Raw genomic sequence first — 17,124 nt, 5'->3', positions numbered from 1 at the left:
CTACCTCACCTCCCCTTGAGCATTTCTACTCTGAGATGTGAGTGGTTTGGTAATTGTCACTTCTTTCACATAACTGAGCCCCTGACTAGTCATCTCAATCCAATAATCAACCACAAAGATCAAGGGATCCAAACGATGGCTAATGATTAGAAAACTTCTTCCTTGATTTCTCTCCTCCACAATCCACTGACAAAAATAAGAGCAGGCTCTATCATCCAATCCAGCAAAAGGTTCATCTAGCAAAATCACAGAAGCCTTGCTAGTCAAGATTGTCAAGAGCTGTAGAATCTTTTGCTGACCACCACTTAATTGATAGGGACTCTTATCGAGCGCCTGCTCCAAATCAAAATATCGTAAAGCTTGAAAAATCCGCTGATTTCTTTCAGAATCAGGTCCATCTAATTGAAGCTCTTCTCGCAGACTGACTCGGATAAACTGTTTCTCAGCTTCCTGAACAACACCCGTCAGGTCACGGTACAAACTCTTTTTCTTTTTTAGAACCGAACCCTTCCAAGTAATGCGCCCCTTATACTTTTGAAATTGAAGAATGGAGCGAAAGAGGGTTGATTTCCCGACACCATTGTCACCCAAGATACAGGAAATTCCTTGGTAAACTGTAAAATCCGCAATTGAAAAGAGGGGGCGCTTATCCAGCTCACAAGTTGCTCTATCCATGTGGAATAGTTCTGGGCTAGAAGCAACTTCCTTTGAAGCAACCTGTGTCATCTCAGAGGTAGGGATTTGAAACACTTCCCTTAGTTGCCCATCTCTTAGCTCCACCATATGGTCGATATAGGCTTCATAGTCCGTTAAATCATGGTCGCACAAAATAACTGTCTTCCCATTAGAAGCTAACTCTTTTAGAATCTCCAATATCTCTATCCTACTCTTGCGGTCAATGGAAGCAAAAGGCTCATCCAAGAGATAGACCCTAGGATTCATAGCAAAGAGAACTGCCAGTGCAGCCTTTTGCTTTTCCCCACCTGATAAGTGATGAATGGGACGGTGCAAGATTGCCTTGCAGCGACATTGCTGGACCACCTCTGCTATTTTAGAATCAATTTCCTGAACGAGATGCCCAGTATTTTCCAAGGTAAAAACCAGCTCCTCAAACAAGTTCTCCATGGTAAATTGATGATTGGGATTTTGAAAGAGGATACCAACCGTCTGGACACGTTCGATGATAGAAAGCTGACTGACCTCGCTCCCATTTATCAGGACTTGACCGCTATAGGGAAGAGAACTGACTTGGGCAATCATTTGAAAGAGACTCGATTTCCCTGAACCACTGCTCCCAACTAACAAGGTAAAGGCTTGCGCATGAAAAGTAAAATCAATCGGTTCCGAAAAAATTGGGGACTGAATCTCCCGTAATTCCAGACCCATCTATGCTTTTCCTCCAGCTGCAAACTGATGATAAAGTTTGACAATGGCACGAACCAAGATGGTACAGAAGAAAAAGACGGAAATAAAACGTACTACAAGCAAGGAAAGGACAAAAGGAAGGGAGAAGGCGTAGTAACCTAACTTAATGTATTCATAGACAAAGCTAACAAGCGTAATCCCAATACTATTAGCAGTTAGAGAGAGCCAACTTTCATAGCGATTCTTGGTTACGATAAAACCAAGTTCACTTCCCAAACCTTGAACCAAGCCAGACAAAAGGGCACCTAGACCGAATTGGCTACCATAAAGAACTTCAGCAAGCGCAGCTAGCACTTCTCCAATCGTTGCGCTTCCCACTCTTGGAACAAAGATGGCAGCAATGGGTGCAGCCATACACCAGAGACCAAAGAGGATTTCATTGGCAAAGGCCTGTAAACCAAGAGGTGCTAAAATCAGGGTGAGGATATCAAACAGATAGCCAGATCCTACAAAAACGCCACCAAAAAAGATAGACAAGAAAGCAAGTAAGATAACATCTTTTAACTGCCATTTTTTCAACATAAAAAACTCCTTTTTAAAGAAAAGTGGGGCATTCAAGGAGACCTACCTAAATGCTTTGTATCACCTTCATCCAGTTTCGTAAAAGAAAAAACTCTAATTACAGATAGGAATTAGAGTTTAGCTTACAAGATTAGACCGTTCATTTCGACATACGAAAAAACGTTTCACATTTCCCTTCGCCAGTCTTAACTGTATCAGGTTCAATGGGTATCATCTCAGCCTAAAGCACCCCAAATGTCTTTATTATTTAATTATATAATTATTTTAACAAATGATTTATTCTAGTTCAAGAAATTGAACTGGAAATACAGCCTTGCACTCACAAAGACAGCAGATCTTTCTTTTGCAAAAACCAAATGTCTTGTTTGATAGATTAGCCATTTGAGCTGAATCTGGACATAGCTTTTTAGAAAAAAGAAAATCCTACTCCATCAGAATACAAGGAAAAATTGATAGCTATTGTTCACTCATTTCCCGAACAGTTTTTTCTATATTTTTTGAATACGATATTGCTGAAATGATTGAAACACCATCCATATTGGTCTTCATAATGTCTTTAATATGTTGCGTCTGTATCCCACCAATTGCAACTAAAGGCAGTTGTGGCAATAGTTTTCTCATCAATTTAAGACCTTCATAACCTATAGCGCCACCAGCATCATCTTTTGACTGGGTATCAAATACAGGACCAACACCGACATAATCTACATATTCAACTTTTGATTGTTGAAATTCTTCCTCGTTTTTTATAGAAAGACCAATTATTTTATCTGGCATCAATTTTCTAATTTCATCAACTCCAAGGTCATCCTGTCCTACATGTACGCCATCAGCGTCAATTTCCATTGCCAAATCAATATCATCATTAACAATAAATGGCACATTGTATTTTTTACAAAGATCCTGTAGTTTAATTGCTAATTCGACTTTTTCTTTACCTTCTAAGGCTCCCTCACCTTTTTCACGAAATTGAAATAAGGTTATACCACCTTTTAAGGCTTCCTCAACGACTGTATATAGATCTTTTCCTTGGCAAGTAGTCGTTCCACAAATAAAATATAGTTTTAGTAATTCTTTATGAAACATCTTACTTCACTCTTTTGAATTCCTTTATATCTTCGTCTGTAATCTCGTATAAGGCATTTATAAATTCAACTTTAAATGTTCCAGGAAGATGTCCATTTGGACGTTTTTCTGCCATTTCTCCAGCGATATTGTAAACCAACATTGCTGTTTCTAATGATTTCAATTCTTGACCTTTTTCTAGTCCGATAAAGCTTGCTACTACAGCACCTAATAAGCATCCTGTTCCAATAACTTTTGGCATCATGGCACTACCATTATGAATCGTTACCACTTCTCCATTAACAGCAATGGCATCCACTTCACCTGTTACTATTATAGGAATATTGAACTTCTCATTTGCTGCTAAAGCAATTTCATCAATATTATCTACGCCCGCACTATCTACTCCTTTAGATGCCACATTTATTCCTACTAAAGAAGCAATCTCGCCAGCATTTCCTCTAATCGCAGCTAGTTTGTAATTGTTGATTAGATCATCTGCTACTTTTTTTCTATATTCTCCTGCTCCACAGGCTACAGGATCTAAAACTGCTGGGACATTATATTTCTCTGCAATTTTCAGAGCAGCTTGGTATAATTTCCAATTTTCATCTGTCAATGTTCCTATGTTTATTAATAAACCACCAGCATACTTTAACAAATCCTCTAAATCTGCAGGAAACTCACTCATGGCTGGTGATGCACCCAGTGCTACTAATCCATTTGCTGTGAAATTTTTTACTACATCATTGGTGATGCAAATGACCAAAGGTGCTTTTTCTTTTAATAATTTTAAACTTGTCATATTGAAATCCTTCCTTTTCACTTTATACGATCTACTGATTTCGATTTATCCCTATCTTTCGTTAAGAAATTTTTTTCATTTACATTGAATGATTTACCTCGTCAAATTTATCAGTATCCTGAACTTTCTCTAATCATCATAACCAATATCAAAAAAGGCTAATTCCAAAGCGATTGCTTGATTCCAGCGTTGCTGAAGTTCTGTCAAATCTTCTCTACCTTTCCCGACACGATTGAGTTCGTCAACCAGAAATTGAACCCACTCTGCAAAGAAAGGACCTCTGTGGAGATTGATCCATTCCGAATGAATATAGGCTTCAGGTAGAGCCAAATCTTTAGAACCCCAGTCTAAATAGAGACCTTCTGCAATGACCAGCATGACCAAAAGATGGGCATAGTCTGATGATGACACAGCAGAATACATAAGCTCCTGAAAGGCTTTTGTTACAGGGTGCAAGTCCGCTTCTAGATAGTCATTCTCAGATACTTTTAATTCTTTGAAAGCCTTTTGGAAATAACCATCTTCGTCTGCTTCAAGAAAGCCTAGTTGCTTGGCAAAACGAAGTTTGGATTCAAGCTGGTCTGCGTGGGCTACACAGGCGCCCAGCATGGATAAGAAAGCATCAAAGAAGTGATAATCTTGAATTAGGTAGTCTTTTAAGACCTTATTCTCAATTGTCCCCGCAAAAAGTTCCTTGACAAAACGATGATTGATTGCAGCCTGCCAATCCTTCTGACTGCTTTTTAATAATTCTCCAACAGTCAAACCTGGCTCAAATGCATAGTCTTGTGTTTCCATATTTATTTTTCCTCTCTTTACTCGTTCGTAATCAACAAAACACCAAGAAAATCCTAGTTTTACTTGACCTTTTTAAAGAAAATCAAGGGCGTTCAAGAAGAGCTACCTAAATACTTTGTATCATCTTCATCCAGCTTATATAAACAAAAAAACTCCAATTACATATAGGAACTGGAGTTTAGCTTACAAGATTAGACCGTTCATTTCGACACACGAAAAAAACGTTTCACATTTCCCTTCGACAGTCTTAACTGTATCAGGTTCAATGGGTATCATCTCAGCTTAAAGCACCCCAAATGTCTTTATTGTTTAATTACTGCACCAGTATAGCAAAAAATGAAAGCCCTAGCAAGATATTTGATTGGAAAATATATTTATATAGTTTTTAATGGTGGTTTATTCTTCCTATAGACGAAGAAAAACCTCCACATTCAGTGGAGGCAAGCTGTTTTATTAATACAATTTTAAGTCACGAGGATCAACTGGGAAGGTTGGGTTGTATGGATTGTGACGGAGTTTGAAATGTTTGACATCTTCAATGGTCTGAGTTCCAGACAATTGCATGACTGTCTTCAATTCTGCATTCAAGTGTTCAAAGACTTGACGCACACCAACACTACCACCGAGAGCCAAGCCATAGATAACAGGGCGCCCAATAGCTACCAAGTCTGCTCCTGAAGCCAAGGCTTTAAAGACGTGTTGACCACGACGAACACCAGAGTCAAAGACAATTGGCACACGTTTATCAACTGCTTCTGCCACTTCTTGAAGCGAGTCAAAGGCAGCTGGTCCACCGTCGATTTGGCGACCACCATGGTTGGTTACCCAGATACCAGAAGCTCCCGCAGCAAGCGAACGTTCAACATCCTCACGGCATTGTGGTCCTTTGACATACACAGGAAGTCCTGAGTATTCAGCGATAAACTCTACATCACGTGGAGACAAGCGTTGTTTAGCTGATTTGTAAACAAAGTCCATTGATTTACCAGCACCTTCTGGTAGGTATTCTTCAACAATCGGCATGCCAACTGGGAAGACAAACCCATTGCGCTTGTCCACCTCACGATTGCCCCCTACAGTAGCATCCGCCGTCAAGACAATCGCCTTATAACCTTCAGCCTTCACACGGTCCATGATATGGCGGTTAATGCCATCATCTTTACTAAAGTAAAATTGGAACCAATGAGGTGTCCCTTGAAGGGCCTCCGTAATTTCTGGAAGGTCGACAGTAGAGTAAGAGCTAGTTGTATAAAGAGAACCGAACTCATGCACACCACGCGCAGTCGCCACTTCACCCTGTTCGTTTGCCAATTTATGGGCCGCAACAGGCGCCATAATGATTGGTGAAGACAATTTTTCACCAGCAAATTCAATCTCTGTACTTGGATTTTCAACATCACAAAGCGTATGAGGAACGATGAGTTTGTGGTTAAAGGCGCGGATATTCTCTCTTAAAGTGAAAGTATCTTCCGCCCCACTAGCGATATAGCCAAATGCTGCTTTAGGAATAACTTGTTGTGCCATTGGCTCCAAATCATAGGTATTGATGAAATCTACAGGACCTTCTGCATTGCTTGTTTTGTATGACATAAAATGCCCTCCTTAATAAGTAAGCGTTTACTTTGTATATTACAAAGATATTTTAACTCTTTTTTCAAAATTTTTCAAATATTTTGTTTGGAAATTTCAGAAATTTTATTTCTATGATAAAAAATCCTTATAAGGTCAATAAAAAATACATATTATCCAAAGGAGATTTTAAGTGCTACAATAACTGTATTATTTCTAGATGGGAGGTTCTAGTTTTGGATTGGTCCATTGTTGAACAATATCTACCACTATATCAAAAGGCATTTCTTCTTACCTTGCATATTGCATTTTGGGGAATTCTGGGATCCTTTCTGCTCGGTTTAATCGTTAGTATCATCCGGCATTACCGCATCCCTGTTTTGGCGCAAATAGCGACAGCCTACATTGAATTATCACGCAACACGCCCCTTTTGATTCAACTCTTCTTTCTCTATTTCGGACTTCCCCGAATAGGGATTGTGCTATCTTCGGAAGTCTGTGCCACTTTAGGACTGGTCTTTTTAGGTGGTTCCTACATGGCGGAATCCTTCCGAAGTGGACTAGAAGCTGTCAGTCAAACCCAGCATGAAATTGGTTTAGCCATCGGGCTTACTCCATTTCAGGTTTTTCGCTATGTGGTTCTGCCGCAAGCAACAGCAGTTGCCCTACCGTCTTTTAGTGCCAATGTCATTTTCCTCATCAAGGAAACCTCTGTTTTCTCAGCAGTGGCTTTGGCCGATCTCATGTACGTCGCCAAGGACTTGATTGGGCTCTACTATGAGACAGATATTGCGTTGGCTATGTTGGTAATTGCTTACCTGATTATGCTACTACCTATCTCACTGGTCTTTAGCTGGATAGAAAGGAGGCTCCGCCATGCAGGATTCGGGAATCCAAGTACTCTTTCAGGGAAATAATCTCCTGAGAATCTTACAGGGACTGGGCGTTACGATTGGAATATCCATCCTGTCTGTCCTCTTATCCATGATGTTCGGAACAATCATGGGAATCATCATGACCTCCCATTCTAGAATCGTACGATTTTTAACACGATTGTATCTGGAATTCATCCGTATCATGCCTCAGCTGGTGCTACTTTTCATCGTTTACTTTGGCTTGGCTCGAAACTTTAATATCAATATCTCAGGCGAGACTTCTGCTATTATCGTTTTTACCCTCTGGGGAACAGCTGAAATGGGAGACTTGGTTCGTGGAGCCATCACTTCCCTCCCTAAACATCAGTTTGAAAGTGGACAGGCGCTCGGCTTGACCAATGTTCAACTTTACTACCACATCATCATCCCACAGGTCTTGAGAAGATTGCTTCCACAAGCCATTAACCTTGTCACTCGGATGATCAAAACCACTTCCTTGGTTGTTTTGATTGGAGTTGTTGAGGTTACCAAGGTTGGACAACAAATCATTGATAGCAATCGTTTGACTATCCCAACCGCTTCCTTTTGGATTTACGGAACCATCCTAGTCTTGTATTTCGCAGTTTGCTTCCCTATTTCCAAACTATCTACTCATCTAGAAAAACATTGGAGGAACTAAATGTCTGAAACTATTTTAGAAATCAAGGAACTAAAAAAATCCTTCGGAGACAATCCCATCCTCCAAGGACTTTCTCTAGATATCAAAAAAGGGGAAGTTGTGGTTATCCTAGGGCCATCTGGTTGTGGGAAAAGTACCCTCCTTCGTTGCCTCAATGGCTTAGAAAATATTCAAGGTGGAGATATTCTTCTGGACGGTCAGTCTATCGTTGAAAATAAAAAAGACTTTCACCTGGTTCGCCAAAAGGTTGGTATGGTCTTTCAAAATTATGAACTCTTCCCTCACTTGGATGTCCTTCAAAACCTCATCCTAGGCCCTATCAAGGCTCAAGGGAAAGACAAGAAGGAAGTCACTGAAGAAGCTTTGAAACTACTAGAACGAGTCGGTCTTCTAGATAAAAAACATAGCTTTGCTCGCCAGTTATCTGGTGGACAAAAGCAACGGGTTGCGATCGTCCGTGCCCTCCTCATGCATCCAGAAATTATCCTATTTGACGAAGTGACAGCTTCACTCGATCCAGAAATGGTGCGTGAAGTTCTGGAACTCATCAATGACTTAGCTCAAGAAGGCCGTACCATGATTTTAGTAACCCATGAAATGCAGTTTGCCCAAGCCATTGCAGACCGCATTATCTTCCTAGACCAAGGGAAAATCGCTGAAGAAGGAACGGCTCAAGAATTCTTCACAAATCCACAAACCAAACGAGCACAAGAATTTTTAAACGTCTTTGACTTTAGCCAATTTGGCTCATATCTATAAAGGAGATTCTTATGAAACTAATCAAACCACTCTTAACTGTTTTGGCGCTTGCCTTTGCCCTTATCTTTGTCACAGCTTGTAGCTCAGGTGGAAATTCTGGTTCCTCATCTGGAAAAACGACGGCCAAGGCCCGTACAATCGATGAAATCAAAAAAAGCGGTGAGCTACGAATCGCCGTATTTGGGGACAAGAAACCATTTGGTTACGTTGACAATGATGGTTCTTACCAAGGTTACGATATTGAACTAGGGAACCAACTGGCTCAAGACCTTGGTGTCAAGGTTAAATACGTTTCAGTCGACGCTGCCAACCGTGCTGAATACTTGATTTCAAACAAGGTGGATATTACCCTTGCCAACTTTACAGTGACTGATGAACGTAAGAAACAAGTTGATTTTGCCCTTCCATATATGAAAGTTTCTCTGGGTGTCGTATCACCTAAGACTGGTCTCATTACAGACGTCAAACAATTGGAAGGTAAAACCTTGATTGTCACAAAAGGAACGACGGCTGAGACTTATTTTGAAAAGAATCATCCAGAAATCAAACTCCAAAAATACGACCAATACAGCGACTCTTACCAAGCTCTTCTTGACGGACGTGGAGATGCCTTCTCTACTGACAATACTGAAGTTCTAGCTTGGGCGCTTGAAAACAAAGGATTTGAAGTAGGAATTACTTCTCTTGGTAATCCAGATACCATTGCGGCAGCAGTTCAAAAAGGCAACCAAGAATTGCTAGACTTCATCAATAAAGATATTGAAAAATTAGGTAAGGAAAACTTCTTCCACAAGGCCTATGAAAAAACACTTCACCCAACCTACGGTGACGCTGCTAAGGCAGATGACCTAGTTGTTGAAGGTGGAAAAGTTGACTAATACTCTTCGAAAATCTCTTCAAACCACGTCAGCTTTATCTACAACCTCAAAGCCGTGCTTTGAGCAACCTGCGGCTAGTTTGCTCTTTGATTTTCATTGAGCATAAGATCCAATAACATTACAAAAAGAAATCAGGTAATCCTAGTGACTACCTGATTTTCTATGTTTTAGGCATTTTGCCAATTCTCTTGGTCTTCTTTAAAGCGTTTTAGGAGAGCGAGTCCTTCTGGTGTGATATAACCTTCTTCTTGGGCTAGGTGGATGAGTTCGCTGTAGTTTGAAAGTGTGACTAACTTAACACCGGCATCTGCAAAATTCTTATCTGCTTTTGGCAGTTGATAGCTAAAAATCGCCACAACACCAAGAACGTCAGCTCCTTCGCGTTTAGCTGCTGCTACGGCCTCGAGAACAGAACCACCTGTTGAAATGAGATCTTCAACCACTACCATTTTTTGACCTTGAGCTACACGGCCTTCGATTTGATTACCAGCACCGTGGTCTTTTGGTTTGCTACGAATATAGGCAAAAGGTAGGTTCATCTTATCAGCAATGATAGCTCCGTGTGGAATCCCAGCTGTCGCAGTTCCTGCAATCACTTCAACCTCAGGAAAGGCTTCTTTGATAGCATCTACAAAACCATTTTCAATGAGTGTACGAGTTTCTGGATAGGCCAGAGTCACACGGTTATCTGTGTAAATCGGTGACTTGATACCAGATGCCCAAGTGAAAGGCTCCTCTGGTTTGAGGTAAACTGCTTGAATTTTCAAGAGGTGGCTAGCGATATCTTTAGCAAGTGTCATAGTATTCTCCTTTTATTTTTATAATCTATTTCTTTAATTCCAGTCCTGTGTCCATTCATCCTTGATGGCATGATAGGCTGCAACAGGATCCTCAGCTTGCGTAATGGGACGTCCCACTACGATATAGTCACTACCGATTTGATAAGCATCCGCTGGCGTCATCACACGTTTTTGGTCTCCAACTGCAGCTCCCTGAGGGCGAATCCCCGGTGTTAGACAGATAAAATCCGGATTGGTGGCCTGCTTGATGAGTTGCACTTCCTGAGCCGAGCAAACAACACCATCTAATCCCGCTTCAGCCGTCTTCTTGGCATAATGAATCACAGACTCTTGCAGGCTGGTTTGGATGTTTTGAAACTCCTGCATCTGGGCTTCCGACGTTGAGGTCAGCTGAGTGACGGCAATCAATTTGGCTTGACTCCCAAGTCCTTCACGCGCAGCCTTCATCATCTCTACACCACCAGCCGCATGAACATTGGTCATATCGACACCAAGCTGAGATAGGACCTTCATGGCTGACTTGACTGTATTTGGAATGTCATGTAGCTTGAGGTCCAAAAAGACACTATGCCCCAATGACTTCAAATAACGGACAACTTCTGGACCTTCCGCATAATAAAGCTCCATCCCTACTTTTAAATAAAGACTTTCTTCTGCTGGAAAAAGAGCTAAGAATTCCTTGACTGCCTCAAAACTAGGAAAATCAAGAGCAATGACTGGACGATGTTCTCGCATAGGTTTCTCCTTTTACCTTTGCTAGTGAGAGAGTCTGGCCAACAGAAGACACGAAAAAAGGAACCTGCCAACAGCAAGGTTCCACGAAAAATGGGTAGTCTCCACCCTTTCATCGTCTAACCTTAGCTGCCTCTCTGGACTGCTTTAAAGGTTTTTTACTATTCTATTATTTCTACTAGCACTTGTCAAGTAAAAACTAGTCACTAAAGTACTATGAGAAAAAAGGTAAACCTAGCGACGCGGTGAACGCTGGGGCGTTTGATTTCGATTGCTTTCTTCCTCCAGCTTTTTCTTCTCTTCTTCCAATTTATTCTGCTGTTCTTCTAGCCTTTTCTTCTCTTCGTCTTTCTGTTTCTTCTCAGCTTCTTCGGCCTCTTTTTTAGCTTTTTCTTCTGCCTCCATAATTAATTTATCCGCTACAGTGTAGCTGTAGATTCCAGCTTCCATGTCAATCACACTCGGTTCTGACAATTGAGGCTTAATCTTACTGTAGTAAGGTAATTTCTTGCTCATTTCAGACAGGGGAACCAAGACTTCATCTGTATCATACATGGTCAATCGAATTAAATCGGAAGTCACCTTGCTTGGGGCTAGCTCCACCTTTTGGATAGCAGCCTTGAGTTCTGGGCTAATTTGAGAAAGTTCTGAGACAAAAGCCTTGATTTGTTCACTATCATTAAAGAGAACTGACAAATAAGTTTCTGGTAGACTGACCAAGCTCACAGCACTGGTCTCAAGCTGACCACTGGAAAGAATAGGATAATGATTTTCACCAGAAACATAGTAGGCAACAATATCATATTCCTTGACCTTGATAGTAAACTTGGTTGGAAATTGATAGACAAGTTGAGCTGATTCAACCCAATAGTTAGACTTGATCTGCTCTTCATATTTTGTCTTGTCTAGCAGAAGGTTAATCGTATAATCCGAATCCTGAATGCCTGAAGCCTGTCGAATATCATCAGCTGTAGTTTGCACCGTTCCCTCAACACGGATATCCTTCATAGTCGCATAAGGACTGAGTAAGTAAACAGAGACAATCAATAAAAGCAGACTTGGAAATAAAATCGTTAAGGCTCGTAAGATATGGAGGCCAGGAATCTTTGCTTTGGCTGGTTTTTCTTTTGTAGCCTTTTTAGCAAGCTTTTTATCCTGGTCCTCCTTCTCTTTAGACCCTGATTCTTCTATCTCTTCTTCCTCTTTGTCAGCCTCTGGGGCTTCTACTTTTTCTTCAGACTCTTCCTTAGCTGATTCTTCATCTTTCTGGTCTGTTTCACTCTCCTGGTCCTCTGATTTCTCAGATTCTTCTCCCATTCGAGCTTGTCTTTCCTTTTCCTTCTCCTCAGCTAGGGCCGCCTCTTCTTCAGCCTTCTTTTTTAGATATTCTTGGTTTCGTTTCTGCCATTCTGATAACTCTTTCAATTCTTCGAGGATTTCTTTGCCCTCATTTTTCTTATCTTTTGACATTTACTTTCCTTATGATAAATCTTTTTTCAATAATTGATAAAAATCTGCTAGAGATTTCAATTCCTTAGAAGCCTTCATCTTAGCTTGGTAGTCTTCCTTGTGGCTTAGTAAGTGAGACAGCTTCTCTTCCAAACTATCCAAGGTCAAATCGCTTTCTTGAAGCTCTTCTGCATAGCCTTTTTTTACAAAGTAGGCTGCATTTTCAATCTGGTCACCACGACTAGCTTCACGCCCAAGCGGCACAATGACATGTAATTTTGCCATCGCCAAGAGCTCAAAAATCGTATTGGCACCACCTCGTGTCACAACAATATCCGCCAATTCCATCAAGGGTTGATAGAGATTGGTCACATAGTCAACACGAAAAAGATTTTGGCTCAACTCGTTCAGACTAGAATCTCCAGTTAGATTGATAATATTGTAGCGCTCTGTCAGTTCTTTCTTATGGTCTGTCACCAATTGGTTAAAGACACGAGCTCCTGCTGAACCGCCGACAAACAGCACTGTTGGCAATTGGGGATTAAAGTGGGTTTGAATATCCACCAATTCATCGGGTTCTGGATTTTTTTGATCTGAAACCTTGGTCACTGCTCCCACATGCTCAACCTTAACCAAACTTGAAGCTTGCTCAAAGGTTGAATACATCTTAGTCGCAAATTTATAAGCGATTTTATTGGCCAAGCCCATAGACAGGTCAGATTCGTGAATAAAGACTGGCACTCCTGACACACGCGCAGCGATAACAGGCGGTACAGAGACAAAGCCCCCCTTTGAAAAAAGGGCCTGTGGGCGAAGTCGCAACATGATAAAGAGCGATTGGACAATTCCCCAACCAACTTTGAAGACATCCAACATATTTTGCCAAGAGAAATAGCGACGCAATTTTCCAGTCGCAATAGAATGGAAGGTAACATCCAAACCTGACTTAAGAATTTCTTGGTGTTCGATACCACGCTTGTCCCCGATATAGTGGACTTCCCAGCCATCTTCGATAAACTTGGGCATTAACAAAAGATTGAGGGTGACGTGTCCAACCGTCCCCCCACCTGTAAAGACAATTTTTTTCATATTATTCCTTTAACTCCGCTACTGTGTCGATAAAGAGGTCGCCACGTACTTCAAAGTTAGCATACATATCCCAGCTGGCATTGGCAGGACTGAGAAGAACCACATCTTCTTGAGTCGCAAACTCATAGGCCTTGCGGGTCGCATCTGCAATATCTGTCGCATCCACATAAGCGACACCAGCCTTATCCGCTGCCCGTTTGACACGCTCAGCAGATTGACCGAGGATGACCATCTTCTTAAGTCCAGTAATGTCTGGTACCAATTCGTCAAACTCATTCCCACGGTCCAAACCGCCTGCAATCAAGATGACCTTGCTGTTGTCAAATCCTGACAAGGCTTTTTGAGTTGCCAAGATATTGGTTGACTTACTATCATTATAGAATTTGACACCCTTAATTTCATCCACAAATTGGAGACGGTGTTTCACCCCACCAAAGGCTGAAAGAGTTTCCTTGATCGTTTGATTGTCCACGCCACGGAGCTTGGCTACTGCAATAGTCGCAAGGGCATTTTCCACATTGTGGCTACCTGGAACTCCAATTTCATTCGCTGCCATGACCACTTCTCCACGGAAGTAGAGCTGATCATCTTCCAGATAAGCACCATCAACCTTTTCCAATGTTGAAAATGGAACAACAGTAGCTTGTGTTTTGCTAGCCAATTCTTTTGCCAAGTCTTGGTTAAAGTTCAAAACAAGGAAATCATCTGCTGTCATCTTGTTCTGGATATTCCACTTAGCTGCCACATACTCTTCAAAAGAACCATGGTAGTCAATATGAGTTGGCATGAGGTTAGTAATAACCGCAATCTCAGGATGGAATTCTTGAACGCCCATGAGTTGGAAAGAAGAAAGTTCCATAACAAGAGTGTCCTTATCTGTAGCAGTTTGAGCCACTTGACTAGCTGGATAGCCGATATTTCCTGATAAGAGACCATGTTGACCAGCAGCAGTCAAAACTTCCCCGATCATGGTCGTTGTGGTTGTTTTACCATTTGAACCAGTAATACCAACAATCGGTGCTTCTGAAATCAAGTAAGCCAATTCCACCTCAGTTAAGACTGGAATATCCTTTGCCAAAGCCTTTTCTATCATGGGATTGCTGTAGGGAATGCCTGGATTTTTCACCATAAGGGCAAACTCTTCATCCAAAAGTTCCAAAGGATGGCCACCTGTGATAACCTTGATCCCTTCTTCCAGCAAACTTTGCGCAGCTGGATTGTCTTCGAAAGGCTTCCCATCATTTACCGTCACAATGGCACCTAGCTTATCCAACAAACGAGCTGCAGATTCACCAGACTTGGCCAAACCTAAAACAAGGACTTTCTTATTTCTAAATTGATCTATTACTTTCATGTCTCAAACTCCATTTCTACTCCTACTATTTTACCATTTTTATGGAAATAATTCTAAATGAAAATGCTCAGATTAGGCATTCTAACAAGCAAAAAGAGAGCCGAAACTCTCTTTTATCTTCTTTTACTTTTACTGACCGACATGAGGGTAATATCTCGCAAGCTAAAGTATGCTAGGAAGAGCATAGCGACTGCGATAAAGAATTCTGTCGGTAGCTGAAAGATTTGCAGGACAGACAGCATCAGCAAAATCAAAAGTGCTACGAAAGCAAAGACTACAAGGACGATATTGACTGTCCCTTTAATGCTTTGTGGTGTCGCAAATACATAGAGTAGTAATAAGAGGATTCCTATGATTAAATAAACCATCTTTATCTCTTTCTAGCTCTTATTCAGCTGATTTTTTCTTCTTGTTAGCTTTCTCACGCTCTGCCTTGTTAAGGATTTGTTTACGCAAACGGATAGACTCAGGAGTTACTTCCATATACTCATCGTCGTTCAAGAACTCAAGAGACTCTTCAAGTGTCAAGATACGAGGTGTCTTGATAACAGCTGTTTGGTCCTTAGTAGCTGAACGAACGTTAGTCATTTGTTTAGCCTTAGTGATGTTAACTGTCAAGTCGTTTTCACGAGAGTTTTCACCGATGATCATTCCTTCATAAACCTCAGTACCTGGGTTGACAAAGATTGTTCCACGTTCTTCAATAGACATGATTGAGTAAGTTGTAGCCTTACCAGCATCGATAGAAACAAGGGCACCACGGTGACGTCCACCAATTTCCCCTGGAATCAATGGCAAGTATTGGTCGAAGGTATGGTTCATGATACCATAACCACGAGTCATTGACAAGAACTCAGTTGAGTATCCAATCAAACCACGCGCTGGAACAAGGAAGACCAAACGAGTTTGACCATTACCAGTTGAAATCATATCCAACATTTCACCCTTACGTTCAGAAAGGCTTTGGATAACAGACCCTTGGTATTCTTCTGGAGTGTCGATTTGAACACGTTCAAACGGCTCACATTTAACACCGTCGATTTCTTTTACGATAACCTCTGGACGAGATACTTGAAGTTCATATCCCTCACGACGCATTGTTTCGATAAGGATTGACAAGTGCAATTCTCCACGACCTGAAACTGTCCATTTATCTGGTGAATCAGTTGGGTCAACACGAAGGGAAACGTCTGTTTGCAATTCTGCCTGCAAACGTTCTTCTACCTTACGAGAAGTTACCCATTTACCTTCTTTACCAGCAAATGGTGAGTTGTTAACCAAGAAAGTCATTTGAAGAGTTGGCTCATCGATGTGTAGGATTGGAAGAGCTTCTACTGCATCTGTCGGAGTAATAGTTTCACCGACAAAGATATCTTCCATACCTGAAACGGCAATCAAGTCACCTGCTTTTGCTTCTTGGATTTCACGACGTTCCAAACCAAAGAAACCGAAGAGTTTAGTAACACGGAAGTTTTTAGTTGTGCCATCAAGTTTAGAAAGGGTAACTTGGTCCCCAACCTTAACAGTACCACGGAAGACACGACCGATACCGATACGTCCAACGAAGTCATTGTAGTCCAAAAGTGATACTTGGAATTGCAAAGGCTCATCTGAGTTATCTACTGGAGCTGGGATGTGGTCGATAATCGTGTCAAAAATTGGTGCCATAGTCGCTTCTTGGTCAGCTGGATCATCTGACAATGAAGAAGTTCCGTTGATAGCTGAAGCATACACCACTGGGAAGTCAAGCTGATCATCATCTGCACCAAGCTCGATGAAGAGTTCCAATACTTCGTCCACTACTTCTGCTGGACGAGCTGATGGTTTATCGATTTTGTTGACAACCACGATTGGGACAAGGTCTTGTTCCAAGGCTTTTTTCAACACGAAACGAGTTTGTGGCATTGTTCCTTCGTAGGCATCTACGACCAAGACAACACCGTCAACCATTTTCATGATACGCTCAACTTCTCCACCGAAGTCCGCGTGTCCTGGTGTGTCCATGATGTTAATACGAGTTCCGTTGTAGGCAACGGCTGTATTTTTAGCAAGGATGGTAATGCCACGCTCTTTTTCGATATCGTTTGAGTCCATAGCACGCTCTGCCAATTCAGTACGTGAATCAAGCGTTTCTGATTGTTTCAATAATTCGTCAACGAGGGTTGTTTTACCGTGGTCGACGTGGGCGATAATCGCAATGTTACGGATATCTTCTCTTAATTTTGTCATGATTTCCTCTATAATATTCAAAATTTATTTTCTAACTGAACGATTATACCATATTTTCAAGTAAATAACATAACTCAAGCAAGTGTAAATGTTTTC

17 protein-coding genes and 2 riboswitches are annotated in these 17,124 nt (G+C 41.3%); of the genes, 4 read left to right on the top strand and 13 right to left on the bottom strand.

Annotated features, from left to right (window positions below):
* The 6 genes from ACORHU_RS03220 to lctO form a co-directional block, all read right to left on the bottom strand.
* The gene (locus tag ACORHU_RS03220; RefSeq protein WP_434364762.1) at positions 1 to 1,386 is read right to left on the bottom strand and encodes an ATP-binding cassette domain-containing protein; all 1,386 of its coding nucleotides are present in this window, start codon (positions 1,384 to 1,386) and stop codon (positions 1 to 3) included.
* The gene (locus tag ACORHU_RS03215; RefSeq protein WP_000915275.1) at positions 1,387 to 1,947 is read right to left on the bottom strand and encodes an ECF transporter S component; all 561 of its coding nucleotides are present in this window, start codon (positions 1,945 to 1,947) and stop codon (positions 1,387 to 1,389) included.
* A gap of 154 nt (positions 1,948 to 2,101) precedes the next feature.
* Positions 2,102 to 2,190: riboswitch (TPP riboswitch) on the bottom strand.
* A gap of 213 nt (positions 2,191 to 2,403) precedes the next feature.
* Positions 2,404 to 3,033 carry a thiamine phosphate synthase gene (gene thiE / locus ACORHU_RS03210; RefSeq protein ID WP_434364760.1) on the bottom strand — a complete coding sequence of 210 codons (630 nt, stop codon included), beginning with the start codon at positions 3,031 to 3,033 and terminating at the stop codon, positions 2,404 to 2,406.
* 1 nt (position 3,034) lies between these two features.
* Positions 3,035 to 3,817, bottom strand: a complete 783-nt coding sequence (thiM, locus tag ACORHU_RS03205) for a hydroxyethylthiazole kinase (protein WP_434364759.1) — start codon at positions 3,815 to 3,817, stop codon at positions 3,035 to 3,037.
* Between the two features lie 129 nt (positions 3,818 to 3,946).
* Positions 3,947 to 4,615, bottom strand: a complete 669-nt coding sequence (locus ACORHU_RS03200; protein ID WP_434364758.1) for a TenA family protein — start codon at positions 4,613 to 4,615, stop codon at positions 3,947 to 3,949.
* A 216-nt stretch (positions 4,616 to 4,831) separates the two neighbouring features.
* Positions 4,832 to 4,920, bottom strand: a riboswitch (TPP riboswitch).
* Positions 4,921 to 5,068: 148 nt separating this feature from the next.
* Positions 5,069 to 6,205 carry an L-lactate oxidase gene (gene lctO / locus ACORHU_RS03195; RefSeq protein WP_084877879.1) on the bottom strand — a complete coding sequence of 379 codons (1,137 nt, stop codon included), beginning with the start codon at positions 6,203 to 6,205 and terminating at the stop codon, positions 5,069 to 5,071.
* A gap of 215 nt (positions 6,206 to 6,420) precedes the next feature.
* Between lctO and ACORHU_RS03190 the strand changes: the two genes are divergently transcribed.
* The 4 genes from ACORHU_RS03190 to ACORHU_RS03175 are packed head-to-tail and all read left to right on the top strand — an operon-like array spanning position 6,421 to position 9,375.
* Complete coding sequence (locus ACORHU_RS03190; RefSeq protein WP_434364756.1) at positions 6,421 to 7,101, top strand: amino acid ABC transporter permease; 681 nt, start codon at positions 6,421 to 6,423, stop codon at positions 7,099 to 7,101.
* Positions 7,061 to 7,738, top strand: coding sequence for an amino acid ABC transporter permease (locus ACORHU_RS03185; RefSeq protein ID WP_061759181.1), 678 nt, complete (start codon positions 7,061 to 7,063; stop codon positions 7,736 to 7,738). Before ACORHU_RS03190 ends, ACORHU_RS03185 begins: the two co-directional genes overlap by 41 nt.
* Positions 7,739 to 8,497, top strand: a complete 759-nt coding sequence (locus ACORHU_RS03180; RefSeq protein ID WP_434364755.1) for an amino acid ABC transporter ATP-binding protein — start codon at positions 7,739 to 7,741, stop codon at positions 8,495 to 8,497.
* An 11-nt stretch (positions 8,498 to 8,508) separates the two neighbouring features.
* Positions 8,509 to 9,375, top strand: a complete 867-nt coding sequence (locus tag ACORHU_RS03175; protein ID WP_434364753.1) for a cysteine ABC transporter substrate-binding protein — start codon at positions 8,509 to 8,511, stop codon at positions 9,373 to 9,375.
* Between the two features lie 167 nt (positions 9,376 to 9,542).
* Here ACORHU_RS03175 and pyrE read toward each other — a convergent pair whose 3' ends face one another.
* The 7 genes from pyrE to typA all read right to left on the bottom strand — a co-directional run bounded on the left by pyrE (position 9,543) and on the right by typA (position 17,028).
* A complete protein-coding gene (gene pyrE / locus ACORHU_RS03170) occupies positions 9,543 to 10,175 on the bottom strand; it encodes an orotate phosphoribosyltransferase (protein ID WP_434364751.1) in 633 nt (210 codons plus the stop codon).
* A 33-nt stretch (positions 10,176 to 10,208) separates the two neighbouring features.
* A complete protein-coding gene (gene pyrF / locus ACORHU_RS03165) occupies positions 10,209 to 10,910 on the bottom strand; it encodes an orotidine-5'-phosphate decarboxylase (RefSeq protein ID WP_173304691.1) in 702 nt (233 codons plus the stop codon).
* Between the two features lie 231 nt (positions 10,911 to 11,141).
* The gene (locus ACORHU_RS03160) at positions 11,142 to 12,377 is read right to left on the bottom strand and encodes a cell division protein FtsQ/DivIB (RefSeq protein ID WP_434364749.1); all 1,236 of its coding nucleotides are present in this window, start codon (positions 12,375 to 12,377) and stop codon (positions 11,142 to 11,144) included.
* Between the two features lie 9 nt (positions 12,378 to 12,386).
* A complete protein-coding gene (locus ACORHU_RS03155; RefSeq protein WP_434364747.1) occupies positions 12,387 to 13,445 on the bottom strand; it encodes a UDP-N-acetylglucosamine--N-acetylmuramyl-(pentapeptide) pyrophosphoryl-undecaprenol N-acetylglucosamine transferase in 1,059 nt (352 codons plus the stop codon).
* 1 nt (position 13,446) lies between these two features.
* Positions 13,447 to 14,799 (bottom strand): UDP-N-acetylmuramoyl-L-alanine--D-glutamate ligase, encoded by a 1,353-nt coding sequence (gene murD / locus ACORHU_RS03150; RefSeq protein ID WP_061759175.1) that lies wholly within the window; start codon positions 14,797 to 14,799, stop codon positions 13,447 to 13,449.
* A gap of 113 nt (positions 14,800 to 14,912) precedes the next feature.
* Positions 14,913 to 15,167 carry a DUF3165 family protein gene (locus tag ACORHU_RS03145; RefSeq protein WP_000262670.1) on the bottom strand — a complete coding sequence of 85 codons (255 nt, stop codon included), beginning with the start codon at positions 15,165 to 15,167 and terminating at the stop codon, positions 14,913 to 14,915.
* A gap of 19 nt (positions 15,168 to 15,186) precedes the next feature.
* Positions 15,187 to 17,028 carry a translational GTPase TypA gene (typA, locus tag ACORHU_RS03140; RefSeq protein ID WP_371509875.1) on the bottom strand — a complete coding sequence of 614 codons (1,842 nt, stop codon included), beginning with the start codon at positions 17,026 to 17,028 and terminating at the stop codon, positions 15,187 to 15,189.
* Between the last annotated feature and the right edge of the window lie 96 nt (positions 17,029 to 17,124).

It is taken from the genome of Streptococcus sp. KHUD_015, assembly GCF_051106265.1.
GTDB lineage: Bacteria > Bacillota > Bacilli > Lactobacillales > Streptococcaceae > Streptococcus.
This window is presented reverse-complemented; position numbering and strand designations above follow the sequence as displayed.